This is a genomic window from Crenobacter cavernae (assembly GCF_003355495.1).
Taxonomy (GTDB): domain Bacteria; phylum Pseudomonadota; class Gammaproteobacteria; order Burkholderiales; family Chromobacteriaceae; genus Crenobacter; species Crenobacter cavernae.
The window spans coordinates 3,015,182-3,032,500 of sequence record NZ_CP031337.1 but is presented as its reverse complement, the minus strand read 5'-3'; the positions used below and the strand labels follow the sequence as shown (position 1 = coordinate 3,032,500).

14 protein-coding genes and 2 rRNA genes (1 of these 16 running past the window's edge) are annotated in these 17,319 nt (G+C 65.8%); 15 read left to right on the top strand and 1 reads right to left on the bottom strand.

What is annotated here, in order from left to right; all coding sequences use genetic code 11:
- From DWG20_RS14705 to gspN, 15 genes are all read left to right on the top strand, one after another.
- Positions 1-2,453, top strand: a 23S ribosomal RNA gene (locus tag DWG20_RS14705) (it extends 450 nt beyond the left edge of the window).
- A gap of 123 nt (positions 2,454-2,576) precedes the next feature.
- A 5S ribosomal RNA gene (gene rrf, locus DWG20_RS14700) occupies positions 2,577-2,689 on the top strand.
- Positions 2,690-3,491: 802 nt separating this feature from the next.
- The gene (locus tag DWG20_RS14695; RefSeq protein ID WP_181880939.1) at positions 3,492-5,417 is read left to right on the top strand and encodes a methyl-accepting chemotaxis protein; all 1,926 of its coding nucleotides are present in this window, start codon (positions 3,492-3,494) and stop codon (positions 5,415-5,417) included.
- A 76-nt stretch (positions 5,418-5,493) separates the two neighbouring features.
- Complete coding sequence (locus DWG20_RS16035; protein WP_147289973.1) at positions 5,494-6,363, top strand: hypothetical protein; 870 nt, start codon at positions 5,494-5,496, stop codon at positions 6,361-6,363.
- 10 nt (positions 6,364-6,373) lie between these two features.
- Complete coding sequence (gspD, locus tag DWG20_RS14685) at positions 6,374-8,380, top strand: type II secretion system secretin GspD (RefSeq protein WP_115434504.1); 2,007 nt, start codon at positions 6,374-6,376, stop codon at positions 8,378-8,380.
- Positions 8,377-9,843, top strand: coding sequence for a type II secretion system ATPase GspE (gene gspE / locus DWG20_RS14680; RefSeq protein WP_181880938.1), 1,467 nt, complete (start codon positions 8,377-8,379; stop codon positions 9,841-9,843). The genes gspD and gspE overlap by 4 nt, the downstream gene beginning before the upstream one ends.
- Before the next feature lie 4 nt (positions 9,844-9,847).
- Positions 9,848-11,041, top strand: coding sequence for a type II secretion system inner membrane protein GspF (gene gspF, locus DWG20_RS14675; RefSeq protein WP_115434502.1), 1,194 nt, complete (start codon positions 9,848-9,850; stop codon positions 11,039-11,041).
- A 2-nt stretch (positions 11,042-11,043) separates the two neighbouring features.
- Entirely contained in the window at positions 11,044-11,484 is a 441-nt protein-coding gene (gene gspG / locus DWG20_RS14670) for a type II secretion system major pseudopilin GspG (RefSeq protein WP_115434501.1), read from the top strand.
- Positions 11,485-11,489: 5 nt separating this feature from the next.
- Positions 11,490-11,936 (top strand): prepilin-type N-terminal cleavage/methylation domain-containing protein, encoded by a 447-nt coding sequence (locus DWG20_RS14665; protein WP_115434500.1) that lies wholly within the window; start codon positions 11,490-11,492, stop codon positions 11,934-11,936.
- On the top strand, positions 11,933-12,304 hold the full coding sequence (gene gspI / locus DWG20_RS16200; RefSeq protein WP_181880937.1) for a type II secretion system minor pseudopilin GspI: 372 nt from the start codon (positions 11,933-11,935) through the stop codon (positions 12,302-12,304). The genes DWG20_RS14665 and gspI overlap by 4 nt, the downstream gene beginning before the upstream one ends.
- A complete protein-coding gene (locus DWG20_RS14655) occupies positions 12,301-12,825 on the top strand; it encodes a prepilin-type N-terminal cleavage/methylation domain-containing protein (protein WP_147289972.1) in 525 nt (174 codons plus the stop codon). The genes gspI and DWG20_RS14655 overlap by 4 nt, the downstream gene beginning before the upstream one ends.
- Positions 12,822-13,724: a type II secretion system minor pseudopilin GspK gene (gene gspK / locus DWG20_RS14650; protein ID WP_115434497.1), complete on the top strand. Its 903-nt coding sequence runs from the start codon at positions 12,822-12,824 to the stop codon at positions 13,722-13,724. The genes DWG20_RS14655 and gspK overlap by 4 nt, the downstream gene beginning before the upstream one ends.
- Positions 13,721-14,863 (top strand): type II secretion system protein GspL, encoded by a 1,143-nt coding sequence (gene gspL, locus DWG20_RS14645; RefSeq protein ID WP_115434496.1) that lies wholly within the window; start codon positions 13,721-13,723, stop codon positions 14,861-14,863. The genes gspK and gspL overlap by 4 nt, the downstream gene beginning before the upstream one ends.
- Positions 14,864-15,367 carry a type II secretion system protein GspM gene (gene gspM, locus DWG20_RS14640; protein WP_115434495.1) on the top strand — a complete coding sequence of 168 codons (504 nt, stop codon included), beginning with the start codon at positions 14,864-14,866 and terminating at the stop codon, positions 15,365-15,367.
- Between the two features lie 8 nt (positions 15,368-15,375).
- Positions 15,376-16,110: a type II secretion system protein N gene (gene gspN, locus DWG20_RS14635; RefSeq protein WP_181880936.1), complete on the top strand. Its 735-nt coding sequence runs from the start codon at positions 15,376-15,378 to the stop codon at positions 16,108-16,110.
- A 72-nt stretch (positions 16,111-16,182) separates the two neighbouring features.
- On the opposite strand, the gene DWG20_RS14630 is transcribed toward gspN, so the two are convergent.
- Positions 16,183-17,184, bottom strand: a complete 1,002-nt coding sequence (locus tag DWG20_RS14630) for a class 1 fructose-bisphosphatase (protein WP_115434493.1) — start codon at positions 17,182-17,184, stop codon at positions 16,183-16,185.
- Between the last annotated feature and the right edge of the window lie 135 nt (positions 17,185-17,319).

Genomic DNA, 17,319 nt, shown 5'->3' with positions numbered 1-17,319 from the left:
GAACCAGTACCGTGAGGGAAAGGCGAAAAGAACCCCGGGAGGGGAGTGAAATAGATCCTGAAACCGGATGCATACAAACAGTGGGAGCCCTTGAAAAATGGGGTGACTGCGTACCTTTTGTATAATGGGTCAGCGACTTACGTTCAGTAGCAAGCTTAACCGAATAGGGGAGGCGTAGGGAAACCGAGTCCGAATAGGGCGATTCAGTTGCTGGGCGTAGACCCGAAACCGAGTGATCTATCCATGGCCAGGATGAAGGTGCGGTAACACGCACTGGAGGTCCGAACCCACTAATGTTGCAAAATTAGGGGATGAGCTGTGGATAGGGGTGAAAGGCTAAACAAACTCGGAGATAGCTGGTTCTCCCCGAAAACTATTTAGGTAGTGCCTCATGTATCACTTCCGGGGGTAAAGCACTGTTATGGCTAGGGGGTCATTGCGACTTACCAAACCATGGCAAACTAAGAATACCGGAAAGTGCGAGCATGGGAGACAGACGGTGGGTGCTAACGTCCATCGTCAAGAGGGAAACAACCCAGACCGCCAGCTAAGGTCCCAAATGATCAGTTAAGTGGTAAACGAGGTGGGAAGGCCTAGACAGCTAGGATGTTGGCTTAGAAGCAGCCATCATTTAAAGAAAGCGTAATAGCTCACTAGTCGAGTCGTCCTGCGCGGAAGATGTAACGGGGCTCAAACTGATAACCGAAGCTGCGGATCTAGACGTCGTCAGTGTCGTCTAGATGGTAGGGGAGCGTTCTGTAGGCCTGTGAAGGTGGCTTGTAAAGGCTGCTGGAGGTATCAGAAGTGCGAATGCTGACATGAGTAGCGATAAAGCGGGTGAAAAGCCCGCTCGCCGAAAGCCCAAGGTTTCCTACGCAACGTTCATCGGCGTAGGGTGAGTCGGCCCCTAAGGCGAGGCTGAAAAGCGTAGTCGATGGGAAACGGGTTAAAATTCCCGTACTTTCGTATAGTGCGATGTGGGGACGGAGAAGGTTAGGTCAGCGGCCTGTTGGAATAGGTCGTTCAAGCCGGTAGGCTGGAGAGGTAGGCAAATCCGCCTCTCCTTAAGGCCGAGACGTGATAACGAGGGTCTACGGACCTGAAGTGACTGATACCACGCTTCCAGGAAAAGCCACTAAGCTTCAGCTATACGAGAACCGTACCGCAAACCGACACAGGTGGGCAGGATGAGAATTCTAAGGCGCTTGAGAGAACTCAGGAGAAGGAACTCGGCAAATTGATACCGTAACTTCGGGAGAAGGTATGCCCCTGTAGCGTGTAGTGACTTGCTCACGAAGCGCGAAGGGGTCGCAGAGAATCGGTGGCTGCGACTGTTTATTAAAAACACAGCACTGTGCCAACACGAAAGTGGACGTATACGGTGTGACGCCTGCCCGGTGCTGGAAGGTTAAGTGAAGGGGTGCAAGCTCTGGATCGAAGCCCCAGTAAACGGCGGCCGTAACTATAACGGTCCTAAGGTAGCGAAATTCCTTGTCGGGTAAGTTCCGACCCGCACGAATGGCGTAACGATGGCCACACTGTCTCCTCCTGAGACTCAGCGAAGTTGAAGTGTTTGTGAAGATGCAATCTACCCGCTGCTAGACGGAAAGACCCCGTGAACCTTTACTGTAGCTTTGCATTGGACTTTGAACAGACTTGTGTAGGATAGGTGGGAGGCTATGAAGCGCAGACGCCAGTTTGCGTGGAGCCATCCTTGAAATACCACCCTGGTGTGTTTGAGGTTCTAACCTTGGTCCGTGATCCGGATCGGGGACAGTGCATGGTAGGCAGTTTGACTGGGGCGGTCTCCTCCCAAAGTGTAACGGAGGAGTTCGAAGGTTACCTAGGTACGGTCGGAAATCGTGCTGATAGTGCAATGGCATAAGGTAGCTTAACTGCGAGACCGACAAGTCGAGCAGGTGCGAAAGCAGGACATAGTGATCCGGTGGTTCTGTATGGAAGGGCCATCGCTCAACGGATAAAAGGTACTCCGGGGATAACAGGCTGATTCCGCCCAAGAGTTCACATCGACGGCGGAGTTTGGCACCTCGATGTCGGCTCATCACATCCTGGGGCTGTAGCCGGTCCCAAGGGTATGGCTGTTCGCCATTTAAAGTGGTACGTGAGCTGGGTTTAAAACGTCGTGAGACAGTTTGGTCCCTATCTGCAGTGGGCGTTGGAAGTTTGACGGGGGCTGCTCCTAGTACGAGAGGACCGGAGTGGACGAACCTCTGGTGTACCGGTTGTCACGCCAGTGGCATCGCCGGGTAGCTAAGTTCGGAAGAGATAACCGCTGAAAGCATCTAAGCGGGAAACTCGCCTGAAGATGAGACTTCCCTGGAGGCTTGACCTCCCTGAAGAGTCGTTCGAGACCAGGACGTTGATAGGTCGGGTGTGGAAGCGCTGTGAGGCGTGAAGCTAACCGATACTAATTGCTCGTGAGGCTTGATCCTATCATTTGAGACACTTTAAGAGTGTTGTGACTGCGACGAGAGACGATCGTCACCCAAGAATTTGATTGAACCGTGACCCCTCGGGGGCACGCTTCGGCTTACTAAGTTTGTTGACAGTTTATGTCTGGCGGCCATAGCGAGGTGGTCCCACCCCTTCCCATCCCGAACAGGACCGTGAAACGCCTCAGCGCCGATGATAGTGCAGATACCTGTGTGAAAGTAGGTCACCGCCAGACGCCCCTTACGCAACCCCCGTGCCCCTGGCACGGGGGTTTGCTGCGTTACGGCGCGCCCCCGCGTCGCTGCCGCGCCCGGCTCGGCCAAGCTGGCGGGTGCCGACGCCCCTCTCCCGCGCGGCCTAGCCCGTGTTCTGCCAGGCCTCGGCCAACCTTGACCGGCTGGCGCTACGTTGGCCGAGCGGCATATTCCCTTGCACTCTGTTGCGCTTAGGTTGACCGCAATGGTCAATCATGCTGAGCAGATTGACTGTGCACCAGTCTAGGTTTGCTGGGTTGTTGCCGCTGGCTTCTCTTCTTCTCGACGATTCCCCCTGCCGTTGACCCACGCGGCCAACCTTGACGGTCGAGAGCGCTCGTCGAGTCGCAATTTGAGCCCGTGCATTGTCTGAGCCTGTTTAGATTGCCAAGCCTTTTCCCCCTGGTCGTGCCACCAAATTCGCCAACGGCGATACTGACGGTCAAAGCTGTCAGGGTAGCTGACGAATCAGCGCCGGATACGAACTCGGTTTTTCGTTTGTAGTTAAGAGACAGAAAAGTTATGCCAAGAGGAATGTGTTGTTCGCGTTGTCTATCGTTTGGCTTAAAGATAAATGAGGCTACACATTTGAAATCCCTGAGATTGCCAAGCTTATGAAGACAGGGTGTAATGCTGGCTTGCGAATCGATCGTTGTTGCTCGCAAAGAAGCTTAAAAACTGTTCGAAATTGGGTCTGTGGCGGCGGGATTGTCATCGGACCGGTACTCATCTGGCTCTGTATAAAGATAATTCCGGCGTAAACCGGGGATGGAGGAGAGGAATATGTTCAGGAGTCTGTCTTTGCGGCAGAAATTGGTGGCAGCGCTGGCGCTGACGATCGTGGTGCTGCTGGCCGCGACGCTGAGCTACAGCAACTTCCTGAGCCGAGAGGTGGTGCTCAAGCGCTTGAGCGATCAGGAGCTGCCGGCGGTGGTGACGTCGATCGGCAACGACGTCGAAGGGCGGATCGCGGTGCCGATGGCGTTGTCGCAGCATATTGCGTCCAATACCTTCGTCGGCGACTGGGTCGCACGCGGCGAGCCGGCGGACGAGCTGGGGCGCTGGACGCATTACGCGATGCAGACGCGCGAGGACAGCAAGGCCGACACGGTGTTCTTCGCGTCGGCAAAGACGCTGCACTATTACGACCAGAAGGGTCTGAGCCGCACCATCGATCCACAGAAGGAGAAGTGGTTCGGCAACTTCATGGGTTCGGGCCAGCCGAAAGAGCTTGCGCTCGATATCGATGCAGCGTCAGCGACCAAGGACCTGACGCTGTTCATCAACGTGCGCATGCCGCAGGGTGCGGGGCTGGCTGGCCTCGGTATCAAGATGTCTGATCTGTCCAAGACCATCGCACAGATGAAGATCGGCCAGAGCGGCATCGTCTATCTCGTCGACGGGCAGGGGCAGGTCAAGGTGCACGCCGATGTGGCCAAGGTTGGCCGAGACTCGCTGAAGACCTTGCCCGAGTTCCAGCCGGTCGTCAGCGAACTCCTGTCGGGTAAGCCGTTTGATATGCAGAGGGTTGAGCGCGATGGCGAAGGCTACGTGGTCGCCAGCCGTTTCCTGCCGACGCTGAACTGGTACGTCGTCGCCGAGATTCCGGAGAAAGAGCTGTACGGCGAACTTGATTTGGCGGTAAGCAAGGTCCTGCTGGTCGGGGTTGTGCTGGCGGTGGTCTTCATCTTGCTGGCGGTGCTGTTCGCCGATCGCCTGACGCGCCCGCTGCGCCGCATGGGTAGCCTGCTGAAGGACATCGCCGAGGGCGAGGGCGACCTGAGGCAGCGTCTGCCGGTGCAGGGGCGAGACGAGCTGTCCGAAGTGGCCACGCACTTCAACCGCTTCATCGAGCGCGTGCAGGGCATCGTTGCCCAGGTGAAATCGACCGCCGATGCGCTCAACCGCGGCGCGCAGCGGGTCGACAATATGGCCGAGGGCACACGCGACGACGTGGTGCGCCAGAGCGAACATTCGCGTTCGCTCGGCCAGTCGCTGCAGGAAGTGGGGGCCACCGTCGAGGAGGTCGCCAGCAACGCGAGCCAGGCAGCGAGCTCGGCCAGCCAGGCGGCCGGTCAGTCGGAGCACGGCCAGCGCGTGGTGCAGGACAGCATCGTTAAGATCCGCGGCGTCGGCGAGGCGATGGCGCGTTCAGGCGAGGTGATCGCGCAATTGGCGGCACAGTCCGAGGAAATCGGCAAGGTGCTCGACGTGATAGGCGATGTGGCCGACCAGACCAACCTCCTGGCGCTGAATGCGGCGATCGAGGCGGCGCGCGCCGGCGAGGCCGGTCGCGGTTTCGCGGTGGTCGCCGACGAGGTGCGCAACCTCGCTCACAAGACCAACCAGTCGACCGCCGAGATCCAGACGATCATCGTGCGGCTGCAGCAGCAGGCGCGCGAAGCGGTCAGCACGATGGAGTCGGGCACCGGGCTGACGCAGGTCGGCATCGAGGCGTCGCAGAGCGCGGGCCGCGTGCTCGACGAGATCGCCGAGATGGTCGGCCAGATCAACGACCTGAACCTGAGGGTGGCGACGGCGACCGAGCAGCAGAGCGCGGCGCTGAAGAACATCACAGGCAGCATCGTCGAGATCAACGCGGTGAACGAACGCACCGAACATGCGTCGACCGAGACCAGTGGAGCCTGTCGCGATCTCAAGCGCCTGGCGGGGGAGCTGGAGAACCTGGTGAAGCAGTTCCACGTGTAGGCCACGTCACGCATCGAAAAAGATAACGCCCCGCTTTCGGGGCGTTTTTTTTTACATGGCACTCCCGCGAAGGAGCATGCCGGGCGATACGCTCGCACATGCTTGGACCATCCTGCCGGGCGCACCCGACGCGGAGGATATTGAGCCCCGCGGGTGCAGCTTCATACGTGTCAAGGTCGACTGCCAAGCTCTTGCGTTTCCCGGCCTTGCCCAAGGCGCCGCGTTTGCGGTGCTTTTTTTATTCCATTTAATTCATTTTCCGTATCGATTGATTCGTATAGATTATATGGCACGGGCTAGTCCGAATGGCGGATGCGGACCTTTTCTGCTCCTGGACATGATCCTGCAACAAATCAGCAATACGATACCCGCTCTATTCCTCAAGTCATTCGTCGTGAAATCCGGTCAGAGTCTTATGCGCTTCGAGCGCCTTCCATCACTGCTGCCCTATGTCGTGCTGTTCTTGGCCGCTTTCGGCCTCGGCCGTGCGCTGATGGCACCGCTGGGCGCGCCGACACCGCGCGCCGTCGGCTTGCCCGACGCCGACCCGGCGCTCGCCGCGGCACAGGCCGCCGCCGCGCACTGGTTCGGCGACGCGCGCCAGGTTGCGCCGGCTGCCGCGACGCCGGCAGGGCGCTTGATCGGAATGTGGGCACCGCAGGGCGCGAGTGGCGGCTTTGCCATCGTCGAAGCCGGCGGTCAACGCCATGTGCTGACGCCGGGCAAGGCCTTGCCTTCCGGCTGGATACTGGCCGGTTTCGACGCGTCGGCCGCCTTGTTTACGCTGGGCGGCGCCCAAAGCCGCCTCGTGATCGAGCGGGCGGCAGGTACGCCAGGCGAGCCGGCCGCCGCGCCGCAAGCCCTCGCCGCCCCATCGGCTCCCACGACGGCACCGGCAGCGCCGGCGGGGCCTTCCGAAGCCTACGATCCCAACTCCAACAAATAAAAGAACCCGCATGCGATTCGTAAGACTGGCCGTGGCGGCCGCGAGCTTCATGGCCCTCCAGGCCCTGGCCCAAACCGACGAGGTGATGCTGAACTTCGTCAACGCCGACATCGAATCGGTGGTGAAGGCGGTGGGGGAGATCTCCGGCCGCAACTTCGTGATCGACCCGCGCGTGAAGGGCACGGTCAACATCGTGTCGTCCCGGCCGGTGCCGCGTGCGTTCGCCTACCAGATCCTGCTGTCGTCGCTGCGCCTGCAGGGCTACACCGCGGTAGACGGGCAGGGCGTGACCAAGATACTGCCCGAGGCCGATGCCAAGTTGCACGCCGGCGCGCGCACTCGCAGCGCCGGTGCCAACCAGCTCGTGACCAAGGTGTTCCGTCTGAAGCACGGCAATGCGAGCCAGCTGGTGCCGGTGATCCGGCCGCTGGTATCGCCTAACAACCCGGTCGCCGCTTTCCCGCAGGCCAACGCGCTGATCGTCACCGACTATGCGGACAACCTGCGCCGCATCGAGGCGATCGTCGAGTCGGTAGAAGCCGGCGCGTCGGACGACCTCGCTGTGCTGCCGGTGCAGTTCGCCTCGGCGGTCGAGCTGGCGACGCTGATGTCGAAACTGATGCAGGAGACCGGCGGTGCCGGTACCGAGGGCGGCAAGCTGTCCATCCTGCCCGACTCGCGTGCCAATGCCTTGCTGGTGCGCGCCGACACGCCGGGCAAGCTGGCCAAGGTGAAGAGCCTCTTGAGGACGCTCGACGTGCCGAGCCAGGCCGGCTCGAACGTGCGCGTCGTTTACCTGAAGAACGCCGAGGCGGTGAAGGTCGCCGCGACGCTGCGTGCGCTGCTCGGCCAGGAGGGCGGCAGCGCGCGCGCGGCGGCGAGTGTGGGCTCGGCCGGTGGCGCGGCGGCCAGTGCCGCGACCGCCAGCGCGACGAGTTCCAGCGACAGCGGCGACCTCGCCGGCTCGCCGATCCAGGCCGACCCGGCCAACAACGCGATCATCGTCAACGCGCCGGACGCGATGTACCAGAACCTGCGCAACGTGATCGACCTGTTGGACCGGCGCCGCGCGCAGGTCTACGTCGAGGCGCTGATCGTCGAACTGTCGGCCGAGCGCGCGGCTGAGCTCGGCGTGCAGTGGCAGGGGTTGTCGGGCTTCGGCAAGGGCGGCACGCAGGTGATCGGCGGCACCAACTTCCCGAACACCGGCAACCCGGGGATTATCAGCACGTCGATCTCGCCGGGCGTGCTTGCCGGTTCGAGCGGCCTGAACGTCGGCATCCTCAACGGCACGGTCAACATCCCGGGCCTCGGCACGATCACCAACCTCGGCTTCCTCGCGCGCGCGCTCGAGCGCACCGCCGAGGGCAACGTGCTGTCGACGCCTAACCTGATGACGCTCGACAACGAGGAGGCGCGCATCGTCATCGGCCAGAACGTGCCGTTCCTGACCGGCCAGTTCAGCAACACCGGCGGCGGCACGACGCCCACGTCGCCGTTCCAGACCTTCGAACGGCGCGACGTCGGCATCACCTTGAAGCTGACGCCGCAGATCTCCGAGGGCGGGCTCGTGCGACTGAAGATCTTCCAGGAGGCGTCGTCGGTCGACGAGGCGAGCCGCAACAACCCGGCCGGCCTGACCACCAACAAGCGCTCGATCGAGACGTCGGTGCAGGTCGACGACGGCAATATCGTCGCGATCGGCGGGCTGATCCAGGACACGTCCAGCGACGGCGTCGACCAGGTGCCGCTGCTCGGCGACATTCCGGGCCTCGGCTGGCTGTTCAAGTTCCAGAAGAAGACGCGCAAGAAGACCAACCTGATGGTGTTCCTGCGCCCGGTGATCATGCGCGACGGCGGGTCGGCCGAACGCCTGGCCGGCGACCGCTACGATTATCTGCTGGGCGAGCGCCGGCAGCAGGCGACGAAGAAGCTCGAGCTGGCGGCGCCGTACTCGATCAACGGCGATTCGGCGATCGAATCGGAACTCGCGCGCCGCGCCGGAGCGCCGCGGTGAACGCACCCGCGGACAAGAGGCTCAAGCCGCTGCTGAGCTTCGGCTTCGCGCAGACCAACCGTGTCGCGCTCGCCGACGGCGCGGCCGGCCGGACGATGTCGATCACCCAGGCGACGGCGTCGACCGCGTGGGCCGAGGTGCTGCGCGTGTACGGACGGGTCGACGTCATCGAGACGCTGGAGCCTTCCGTTTTCGACAAGAGGTTGGCCGAGCTCTATTCGGACGGCGCCGGCGATACCGCCGAGCTGGTCGACGACCTCGGCCAGGAGGTCGACCTGTCGCGGCTGATCGAGACGCTGCCGGCGGTGGAAGACCTGCTCGAAGCCGACGACGACGCGCCCATCATCCGCATGATCAACGCGCTGTTCACGCAGGCGCTGCGCGACGGGGCGTCCGACCTGCACATCGAACCGTTCGAGGACCACTCGGTCGTGCGCTTCAGGCGCGACGGCGTGCTGCGCGACGTCGCGCGCCCGCATCGCGCGCTGCACGGCGCGCTGGTGTCGCGCATCAAGATCATGGCCGCGCTCGACATCGCCGAGAAACGGCTGCCGCAGGACGGCAGGATTAGCCTGCGGCTCGCCGGCCGGCCGGTAGACGTGCGCGTATCGACCTTGCCGACCGCGCACGGCGAGCGCGCGGTGCTGCGTTTGCTTGATAAAGACGGGGCGCGGTTGGATCTGGCGACGCTTGGCATGGCTCGGCCAACGTTGGACCGCGTAGACAGTCTGATAAGCCAGCCGCACGGCATCCTGCTCGTGACCGGGCCGACTGGCTCGGGCAAGACGACGACGCTGTACGCGGCGCTGTCGAGGCTCGACGCGAGCCACACCAACATCATGACGGTAGAGGACCCGGTAGAGTACCAACTCGCCGGCGTCGGCCAGACGCAGGTCAACCCGAAGATCGACATGAGCTTCGCGAAGGCGCTGCGCGCGATCCTGCGCCAGGACCCGGACGTAATCATGATCGGCGAGATCCGCGACCTGGAGACCGCACAGATCGCGGTGCAGGCGAGCCTGACCGGCCACCTGGTGCTGGCCACGCTGCACACCAACGACGCGGCGAGCGCGGTGACGCGGCTCACCGACATGGGCGTAGAGCCGTTTCTGCTGGCGTCGTCCTTGCTCGGCGTGATGGCTCAGCGCCTCGTGCGCCGGCTGTGTCCCGAGTGCAAGGCGCCGCACCCGCTGCCGCTAGAAGACTTCCCCGACACGAAGCACTACCGGCCGGTAGGCTGCCCGGCGTGCTCCGGCAACGGCTACCGCGGCCGTTACGGCATCTATGAACTGCTCGAAATCGACGACACGCTGCGCCGGCTGATCCACGACCGTGCGCCAGAGGCCGAGCTGCGCGCGCACGCCGTGAAAAACGGCATGAAGAGCCTGCGCGACGACGGCCTGCGCTGGGTGCGCTCGGGCGAGACCGCGCTCGAAGAAGTGCTGCGCGCGACGAGGGCCTGAGTCTATGGCCGCTTTCCGCTACCAGGCCTACCTGCCGGACGGCAGTGTGAAAGAAGGCGTGATCGAGGCCGACTCGGCGCGCGCCGCGCGTGCGCGTCTGCGCGAGGAAGGTCTGCTGCCGTCTAATGTCGAAGAAATCGCTTCGAAGTCGCGCCGGCGCAAGCGCCTGCCGGGCGTGCTGCTCGCGATGCTGACGCGGCAGCTGGCGACGCTGTTGTCGGCCGGCCTGCCGCTCGAGCGCGCGCTCGCCGCGCTAATCGAACAGGCCGAGGAGCCGGCGTCGCGCGAACTGTTATCGTCGCTCAGGAGCCGCGTGCTCGAAGGCATGAGCCTGTCGAGCGCGCTGGCCGAGGCGCCGCACGCGTTTTCACCGCTCTACGTCGCGATGGTCGCCGCCGGCGAGGCGAGCGGCCGGCTGGACGAGGTGCTCGAGCGGCTGTCGCAGCACCTGGAGACGCGGCAGGACCTGCAGCAGAAGGTGGTGTTCGCGCTCGCCTACCCGGCGGTGGTGACGCTGGTCGCGATCGGCGTCGTCGCCGCGCTGATGGCCTACGTCGTGCCGCAGGTCGCCGAGGTGTTCACGCAGACGCGCCAGACGCTGCCGCTCTTGACGCGGCTCCTGATGGCGGCGAGTGGATTCCTACGCGAGTGGGGCATCGTCTGCCTGATCGCGATCGCTGGTGTCGCTATAGGCTTCGCGCGGCTGATGAAGATTCCCGCTTGGCGCGAGCGCGTCGAGGTGCGGCTGTTGCGTCTGCCTCTCGTAGGCCGGCTGTTGACCGCGGTCAACACCGCGCGGCTCGCCGGCACCCTGTCCATCCTGGTCGGCAGCGGCGTGCCGCTCTTGACCGCGCTAGAAACGGCGAAGAGCCTGATGAATCTTGCACCGTTGAAACAGGCGGTCTCCGACGCGATGGCGCGCCTGCGCGAAGGCAGCACGCTGTCGCGCTCGTTGGCCGAGACCAAACTCTTCCCGCCGGTGCTGGTGCAGCTGGTGCAGAGCGGCGAGGCGAGCGGCAGCCTCGCGACCATGCTCGACCGCGCTGCGCGCGAGCAGGCGCAACAGGTCGAACGGCGGCTGGCCGCGCTGACGACGCTGTTCGAACCCTTACTCATCCTCGGCATGGGGGCGGTGGTGCTGATCATCGTGCTCGCCATCATGCTGCCTATCATCGACATGAACCAGATGGTGCGTTGACCATGAAGACCCGTAGCAAAACCGCCGCGCTGCGCGGCTTTACCCTGATCGAAGTGCTGGTGGTGATCGCCATCCTCGGCGTGCTCGCCGCGCTGGTCGTGCCCAAGATAATGAGCCGCCCCGACGAGGCGCGCGTCGTCGCGGCGAAACAGGACATCGCTTCGCTCGGCCAGGCGCTGAAGCTCTACCGGCTCGACAACGGCCGCTACCCGAGTGCCGAGCAGGGCTTGTCCGCGCTTGCCGAGAGGCCGACGATCGCGCCGCTGCCCAAGAACTGGAAGCCGGGCGGTTACCTCGAGCGGCTGCCGCAGGACCCGTGGGGCAACGCTTACCAGTACGCGAGCCCGGGCACGCACGGCGAGTTCGATATCTGGAGCCTCGGCGCCGACGGCGAGGCCGGCGGCGAGGGCAACGACGCCGACATCGGCAACTGGACGCTGTAAGGGTGATGAGTTCAAGGTTGGCCGAGCACGGCTTCACGCTGCTCGAGGTGCTGGTCGTCGTCGCGATGGTCGCCGTGCTGGTCACGAGTGTGAGCCTCGCGATGGCGCCGAACCCGGCGCGCGTGCTCGACGACGAGGCGTGGCGCTTCGCGCGCGTGCTCGAGGCGGCCGCCGAGGCCGGTGAACAGGGCCAGATTTGGACGCTCGAATGGCGCGCCGACGGCTACGCGCTCGTCGACGCGGCAGGCAGGCCGGCCAAGGCGGACACGCTGTTCGCGCCGCACCGCTGGCCGGAAGGCGTGGCAGGCGTTGTTGTCGGCGCCGCGCAGAAAACGGCGCTGTGGCGCGGCGACCGTGCAGCGGAGTTGCACGTGACGCTCGCCGCCGGCGAGTTCGCCCGCGCGGTCACCTTGTCGCCCTTGGGCCTGGCGACGGTAGAGGACGCGCGATGAAAAGGGTGCGCGGCTTCACGCTGATCGAGGTGCTGGTCGCGCTCGCGATCACCGCGATCGCGCTGGCCGCGATGCTGCGCGCGAGCGGCAGCGCCGCCGCCAACGGCGAGACGCTGCGCCTCAGGATGCTCACCGGCTGGGAGGCCGAGAACCGCGTCGCGCTGTTGCGAGTAGCCGGCACCTGGCCGGCGCCGGGCGTCGCTGAGGGCCGCGCTGAGCAGGGCGGCTACGCGCTGGTGTGGCGCCAGACGGTGACCGCGACGCAGAACGAACGCTTTCGCCGCGTGGTGATGACGGTAGCCGAGGCCGCGCGTCCCGACTACCCGCTCGCCGAACTGACGGCCTACCTGACGCCGGAGGCGCCGTGAACCGACATCACGGCATGACGCTGATCGAGGTGCTCGTCGCGATGGCACTGATGGCGCTGCTGTCGGTGATGGGCTATAGGGCGTTCGGCAACCTGCTGATTTCTCGGGAAAGATTGATGGCGACCGCCGACGAGTGGACGGCGCTCGCGCGCGCGTTTTCGAGAGTCGAGCGAGATCTATCGAGACTGCCGCCGGGCGCCGCCGGCGCCGCGCTGAGGTTGGCCGAGGATGGCGCGCTGGCGTTGACGGCAGACGCGCCGAATGCGATCGACGGCGAAGAAACGATCGAATACAGCGTGCGCGAGCAGGGCCTGTGGTGGGCGAGTCATGAGGTCAACGCCAGCGGCACCGCCTGGCCGCTGTTGCCGGGCAAGGCGCCTCTGTGGCAGGTCGGCCTGTCCGACGGACGCTGGTTCGCGCGCTGGCCCTTGCCCGACGGAGGCGGCCGGCCGGTGGCGGTGAAGCTGTCGCTGCCGCTGTCCGACGGCCACCGCGTCGAACGCGTGTGGGCGCTGCCATGAGGCGCGAACGCGGCATGGCGGTGGTGATGGCACTGCTGCTGGTGGGCCTCGCCGCGAGCGCGTCGGCGCTGGTGTTGTGGCAGCAAGGGCTGTGGTGGCAGCGCGTCGCCACCGACCACCGCCGCGCGCAGGTCCGCGCGGTGTCGGACGCCGGGCTGGCCTGGGGGCGCGAGGTGCTGCGCTTCGACGCCGAGACGACGGCCAACGACCATCTGGCCGAGTTGTGGGCGCAGATCATGCCCGAGACGAAGATCGAGACGATGACGCTGAGCGGCTCGCTCGCCGACGCGCAAGGGCGCTTCAACCTGAACAACCTGGTGAAAGGCGGGCGCGCCGACGTCGCGCAGCTGGCGCTGTTCCGGCGACTGTTGACACGGCTCGGCCAACCTCAGGAGCTGGCCGGGCGGATCCTGCAGAGGCTCGGCATCGCCGCGCAGCCGCAGGGCGACGAAACTGAGCCGCCGGTGAATCTTGCCAAGCCGCTCAAGCGGCTGGAAAACCTGCTGGCGCTGGAAGGCTTCGATACCAAGACACTCGCCGCGCTCGCGCCGCACGTCACCGTGCTGCCCGACGCCGGCACGACGATCAACCCGAATACCGCGACGCCCGAACTGATGGCCGCGCTGTTGCCGGGCGCAGACCCGGGCGCGCTCGCGTTTGTCGTGCGTTCGCGGCTCGCGCAGCCTTTCAAGGACGGCGCCGACTTCACCGCGCGTCTGCCGCGCGGCGCGGCGCCGCCCGATGTGCCGACCGATGCGGCGAGCCGCTTTTTCGAACTCGACGGCCGGCTCAAGGGCGAAGACGAGCGCTACCGCCTCACCGCGCTCTTCGAGCGGCGCAGCGGCGTGGTCGTCGCGCGCTGGCACGACATGCGCCCCGCAACGGAAACGACAGAATGAAAACCTTGCGACTCTACTGGCCGGGTTCGGCCGACCCCGGCATCGAAGCCGAATATGACTGGGCGCTGCTCGACGCCGCCGCCCGCTGCCGCGACAGCGGGCGCGGCCCGGCCTCGGCCTGGCCGGCGGCGGAGCGCGTCGAGCTGATCCTCGCCGCCGGCGGCACGCTGTTCACCGAGGTCGCGTTGCCGGCCAAGCTGCGCCAGCCCGACGATAAGCTGATCGGCTACGCGCTCGAAGACGCTCTCGCGACCGACCCCTCGGCCAACCTTTACTCGCTCGGGGATGCGGCAGGCGAAGGAAGGCGCGCCGTCGCGCTGACCGCCGCCGCGCCGCTCAGGCGCGCGGTCGCGGCCTTGAAGGCCGCGGGTCGTGGCGTCGATGCGATCGTGCCCGAGGAGGCGCTGCTGCCCGCTCCGGCGCCGGGCGAGGCGGACGTTGCGGCGACGCGCGACGCGTGGCTGTTGCGCGTGCCGGGACAGCGTGCGCTCGCCGTGCCTTTCGCACCGACGTTGGCCGAGCCCCTTTTCGCCAACGCGTTCGGCGCAGCGCCGCCGCCGCTGTCCTTCCGCGGCGACGTGGGCGACTGGCCGTTTGCCGTGCGCTGGCCGGCGGCCGGGGCGCCCGCCTACGACTGGCGCTCGGCGAAGCCGGTCTTGCCTTTCGATTTTGCGCGCGGCGAATGGCGCGAGCCCGTGGTGCGCGCCGGCCGCTGGCTCACCATCGGCGCGCTCGCGTGTGCGGCGCTATCGTTGGCCGAGCTGTCGTGGCTGAGCTGGCAGCAGAAGAGCCTCAAGTCGCAGATCGCCGAGCTCGCGTCGCCCATCCTCGGCAAGCAGGCGCTGCCGCCGGGCGGCACTCTGCAGGCGCTGGTGCGCTCGGTCGACCGCTTGAGGCTGGAGCGCGGCGATGCGGCCCGCCTGGCGCCGCTGCCTGCGCTCGCGGCGTTGGCCGAGGCCGGTGTCGGGCCGACGCTTTCGCGCGTCGAGGCCGCTGACGGGCAGGTCTCGGTGTGGGTCGCCGGCGTCACGCCCGAGCCGTTCGCGCGCTGGCGCGATGCGCTCGCGACGCGCCATTACCGACTGCAACAATCGGCCGACGGCGGCGCGGTCCGCCTCACCGTTCGCTGGGAGCCCTGAATGAACGCAAGACTCGAACCGCTCGCCGCCAACTGGCGCGGCCGCAGTGCGCGCGAGCAGAAGCTGATCGCGGCGCTCGCCGCCGTTGCAGGCGTCGCCATCCTTTTCCTCGCGTTTTCCGCGCTGACCGATGCCATTCACAAGGGCCGGCAGAAGCGCGCGGCGCTCGCCGGCGAACTGGCCGTGGTCGAGGTCCTCGCGAAGGAGGCCGCCGCGCTCAAGGCGCGCCCGGCGCTGACGCCGCTGGCCGCCGAGCCCTTGCTGACCTTGTTGAAGACCGCCGCGGCGCAGGCCGGCCTCGATGCCGCCGGCAGCCGCTGGGCGGTCGACGGCGAGTCGGGCGTCGTGCACGAGGCCGAGCTGCCTTTCGACGCGTGGCTCGCATGGGCCGGCAAGATGCAGGCGACGCAGCAGGTAAGGCTGGTGTCGTTCGAGGCGACGCCTGCGGTCGCTGGCCGCGTGCGGCTCGTCGCGCATTATCGTCACGCGGGAGCCGTGGAATGAGGGCGGGGGTGAAATACGGGCTGCTCGGCGCGCTGGCCTTGTCCGCCGGCGTGGTGTCGGCCTTGCCGGCGCGCGCGTTCGACGCGGCGCTGGCCAGCGCTACCGACGGGCGCTGGCGTCTGGCCGGCGTCGAGGGGACGGTGTGGAACGGCGCGGGGACGCTGGAGCTCGTCGGCGCGCCGCAGCAGGGTAGCCGCGTCGGCTGGCGCTTCGCGCCGCGTGAACTCTTGTCGGGCCGGCTGGCCTGGGGGCTCGAGTCGGACGGCGCGGAAGGGCGGATCGCGCTGTCGCCGTGGGGGGGCGAGGTGTCCGCACTGTCGCTGCGTCTGCCGCTGCCGCCGCTGTCGGGTGCGCTAGGACCGCTGGGCCTCTCCGGAGCCTTGCGGCTCGATCTGCCGTCGCTGAGCTGGCAGGGCGGGCAATGGCAGGGCGGTGCGCGCGCCGAGCTGAAGGGGCTGTCGTCGCCGCGGGTGACGGTCAAGCCGCTCGGCGACTATCGCCTCGACGTCAACGCGGCAGGACAGGCGGCGTCGCTCACGTTGGCCACGCTGTCGGGGCCGCTGACCTTGTCGGGCAGCGGCGACTGGCAGGCGGCGCGCGGCCTGGCGCTCGCCGGGTCGGTGGGGCTGGCCGCGGGGGCGGACGACGAAGTCGGCGTGGCGTTGAAGCCGCTGTTGGCGCTGATCGGCGCGCCGCGCGGCGACGGCAGCGTCGAGTGGCGTCTCGGTGACGCGGGCCGTTAGGCTCGGCCAACCTTCTCGGCTGGAAACAGAACAGGCCGCCCATGGGCGGCCTGTTTCTTTGTCGGGGACGGCTTACTCGGCGTGGTATCGGGTCACCGTTTCGACTTCTTCTTTCGAGCCGAGGAACACCGCAACGCGCTCGTGCAACTGGCCGGGCACGATGTCGAGGATGCGTTGATGGCCGTTGGTCGCGACGCCGCCGGCCTGCTCGATCAGCCACGCCATCGGGTTGCCTTCGTACAAGAGGCGCAGCTTGCCGGGTTTGCTCGGGTCGCGCGCGTCCTTCGGGTACATGAACACACCGCCGCGCACGAGGATGCGGTGCACCTCGGCGACCATAGCCGCGACCCAGCGCATGTTGTAGTCCTTGCCGCGCACTCCGGTCTTGCCTTCGAGCAGTTCGCCGACGTAGCGCTGCACCGGCGCTTCCCAGTGGCGCTGGTTCGACATATTGATCGCGAATTCCTTCGTCGCTTCCGGCACCTTCATGTCCGGGTGGGTCAGGACGAAGCTGCCGGTTTCCCTATCCAGCGTGAAGCCGTTCACGCCGTTGCCGACGGTCAGCACCAGCATGGTCTGCGGGCCGTACAGCGTGTAGCCGGCGGCGACTTGGGTCGATCCCGGCTGCAGGAAGTCCTGCTCGGTCGGCTCGGTCACGCCTTCCGGGCAGCGCAGCACCGAGAAGATGGTGCCGACCGAGATGTCGACGTCGATGTTCGACGAGCCGTCGAGCGGGTCGAACAGCAGCAGGTAGGCGCCCTTCGGGTACTGGCCGGGGATGGCGTACGGGAGGTCCATCTCCTCGGACGCCATGCCGGCGAGGCTGCCGCCCCATTCGTTGGCTTCGAGCAGCACGTCGTTGGCGATCACGTCGAGCTTCTTCTGCGCCTCGCCCTGCACGTTGCCGGTGCCGGCCTCGCCGAGCACGCCGGCCAGCGCGCCCTTGTTGACCGAGTGGCTGATCGCCTTGCAGGCGCGGGCGACGGTTTCGATCAAAAAGCGCAGTTCGGCCGGCAACAGGTTGGCCGAGCGTTGCTGCTCGATGAGAAAGCGCGAGAGGGTGATGCGGCTCATGGGGGTCCTCGAAATGGCAAAGGCCGCCCCTCGGGCGGCGTAACGGCGGAGATTATACCGGCAAAGGCGGGGTCACGTCGCAGACGGGTGCGCGGCGGACCCGACCGGGGTCGTCGGACGCACCCGAAGGTGCGG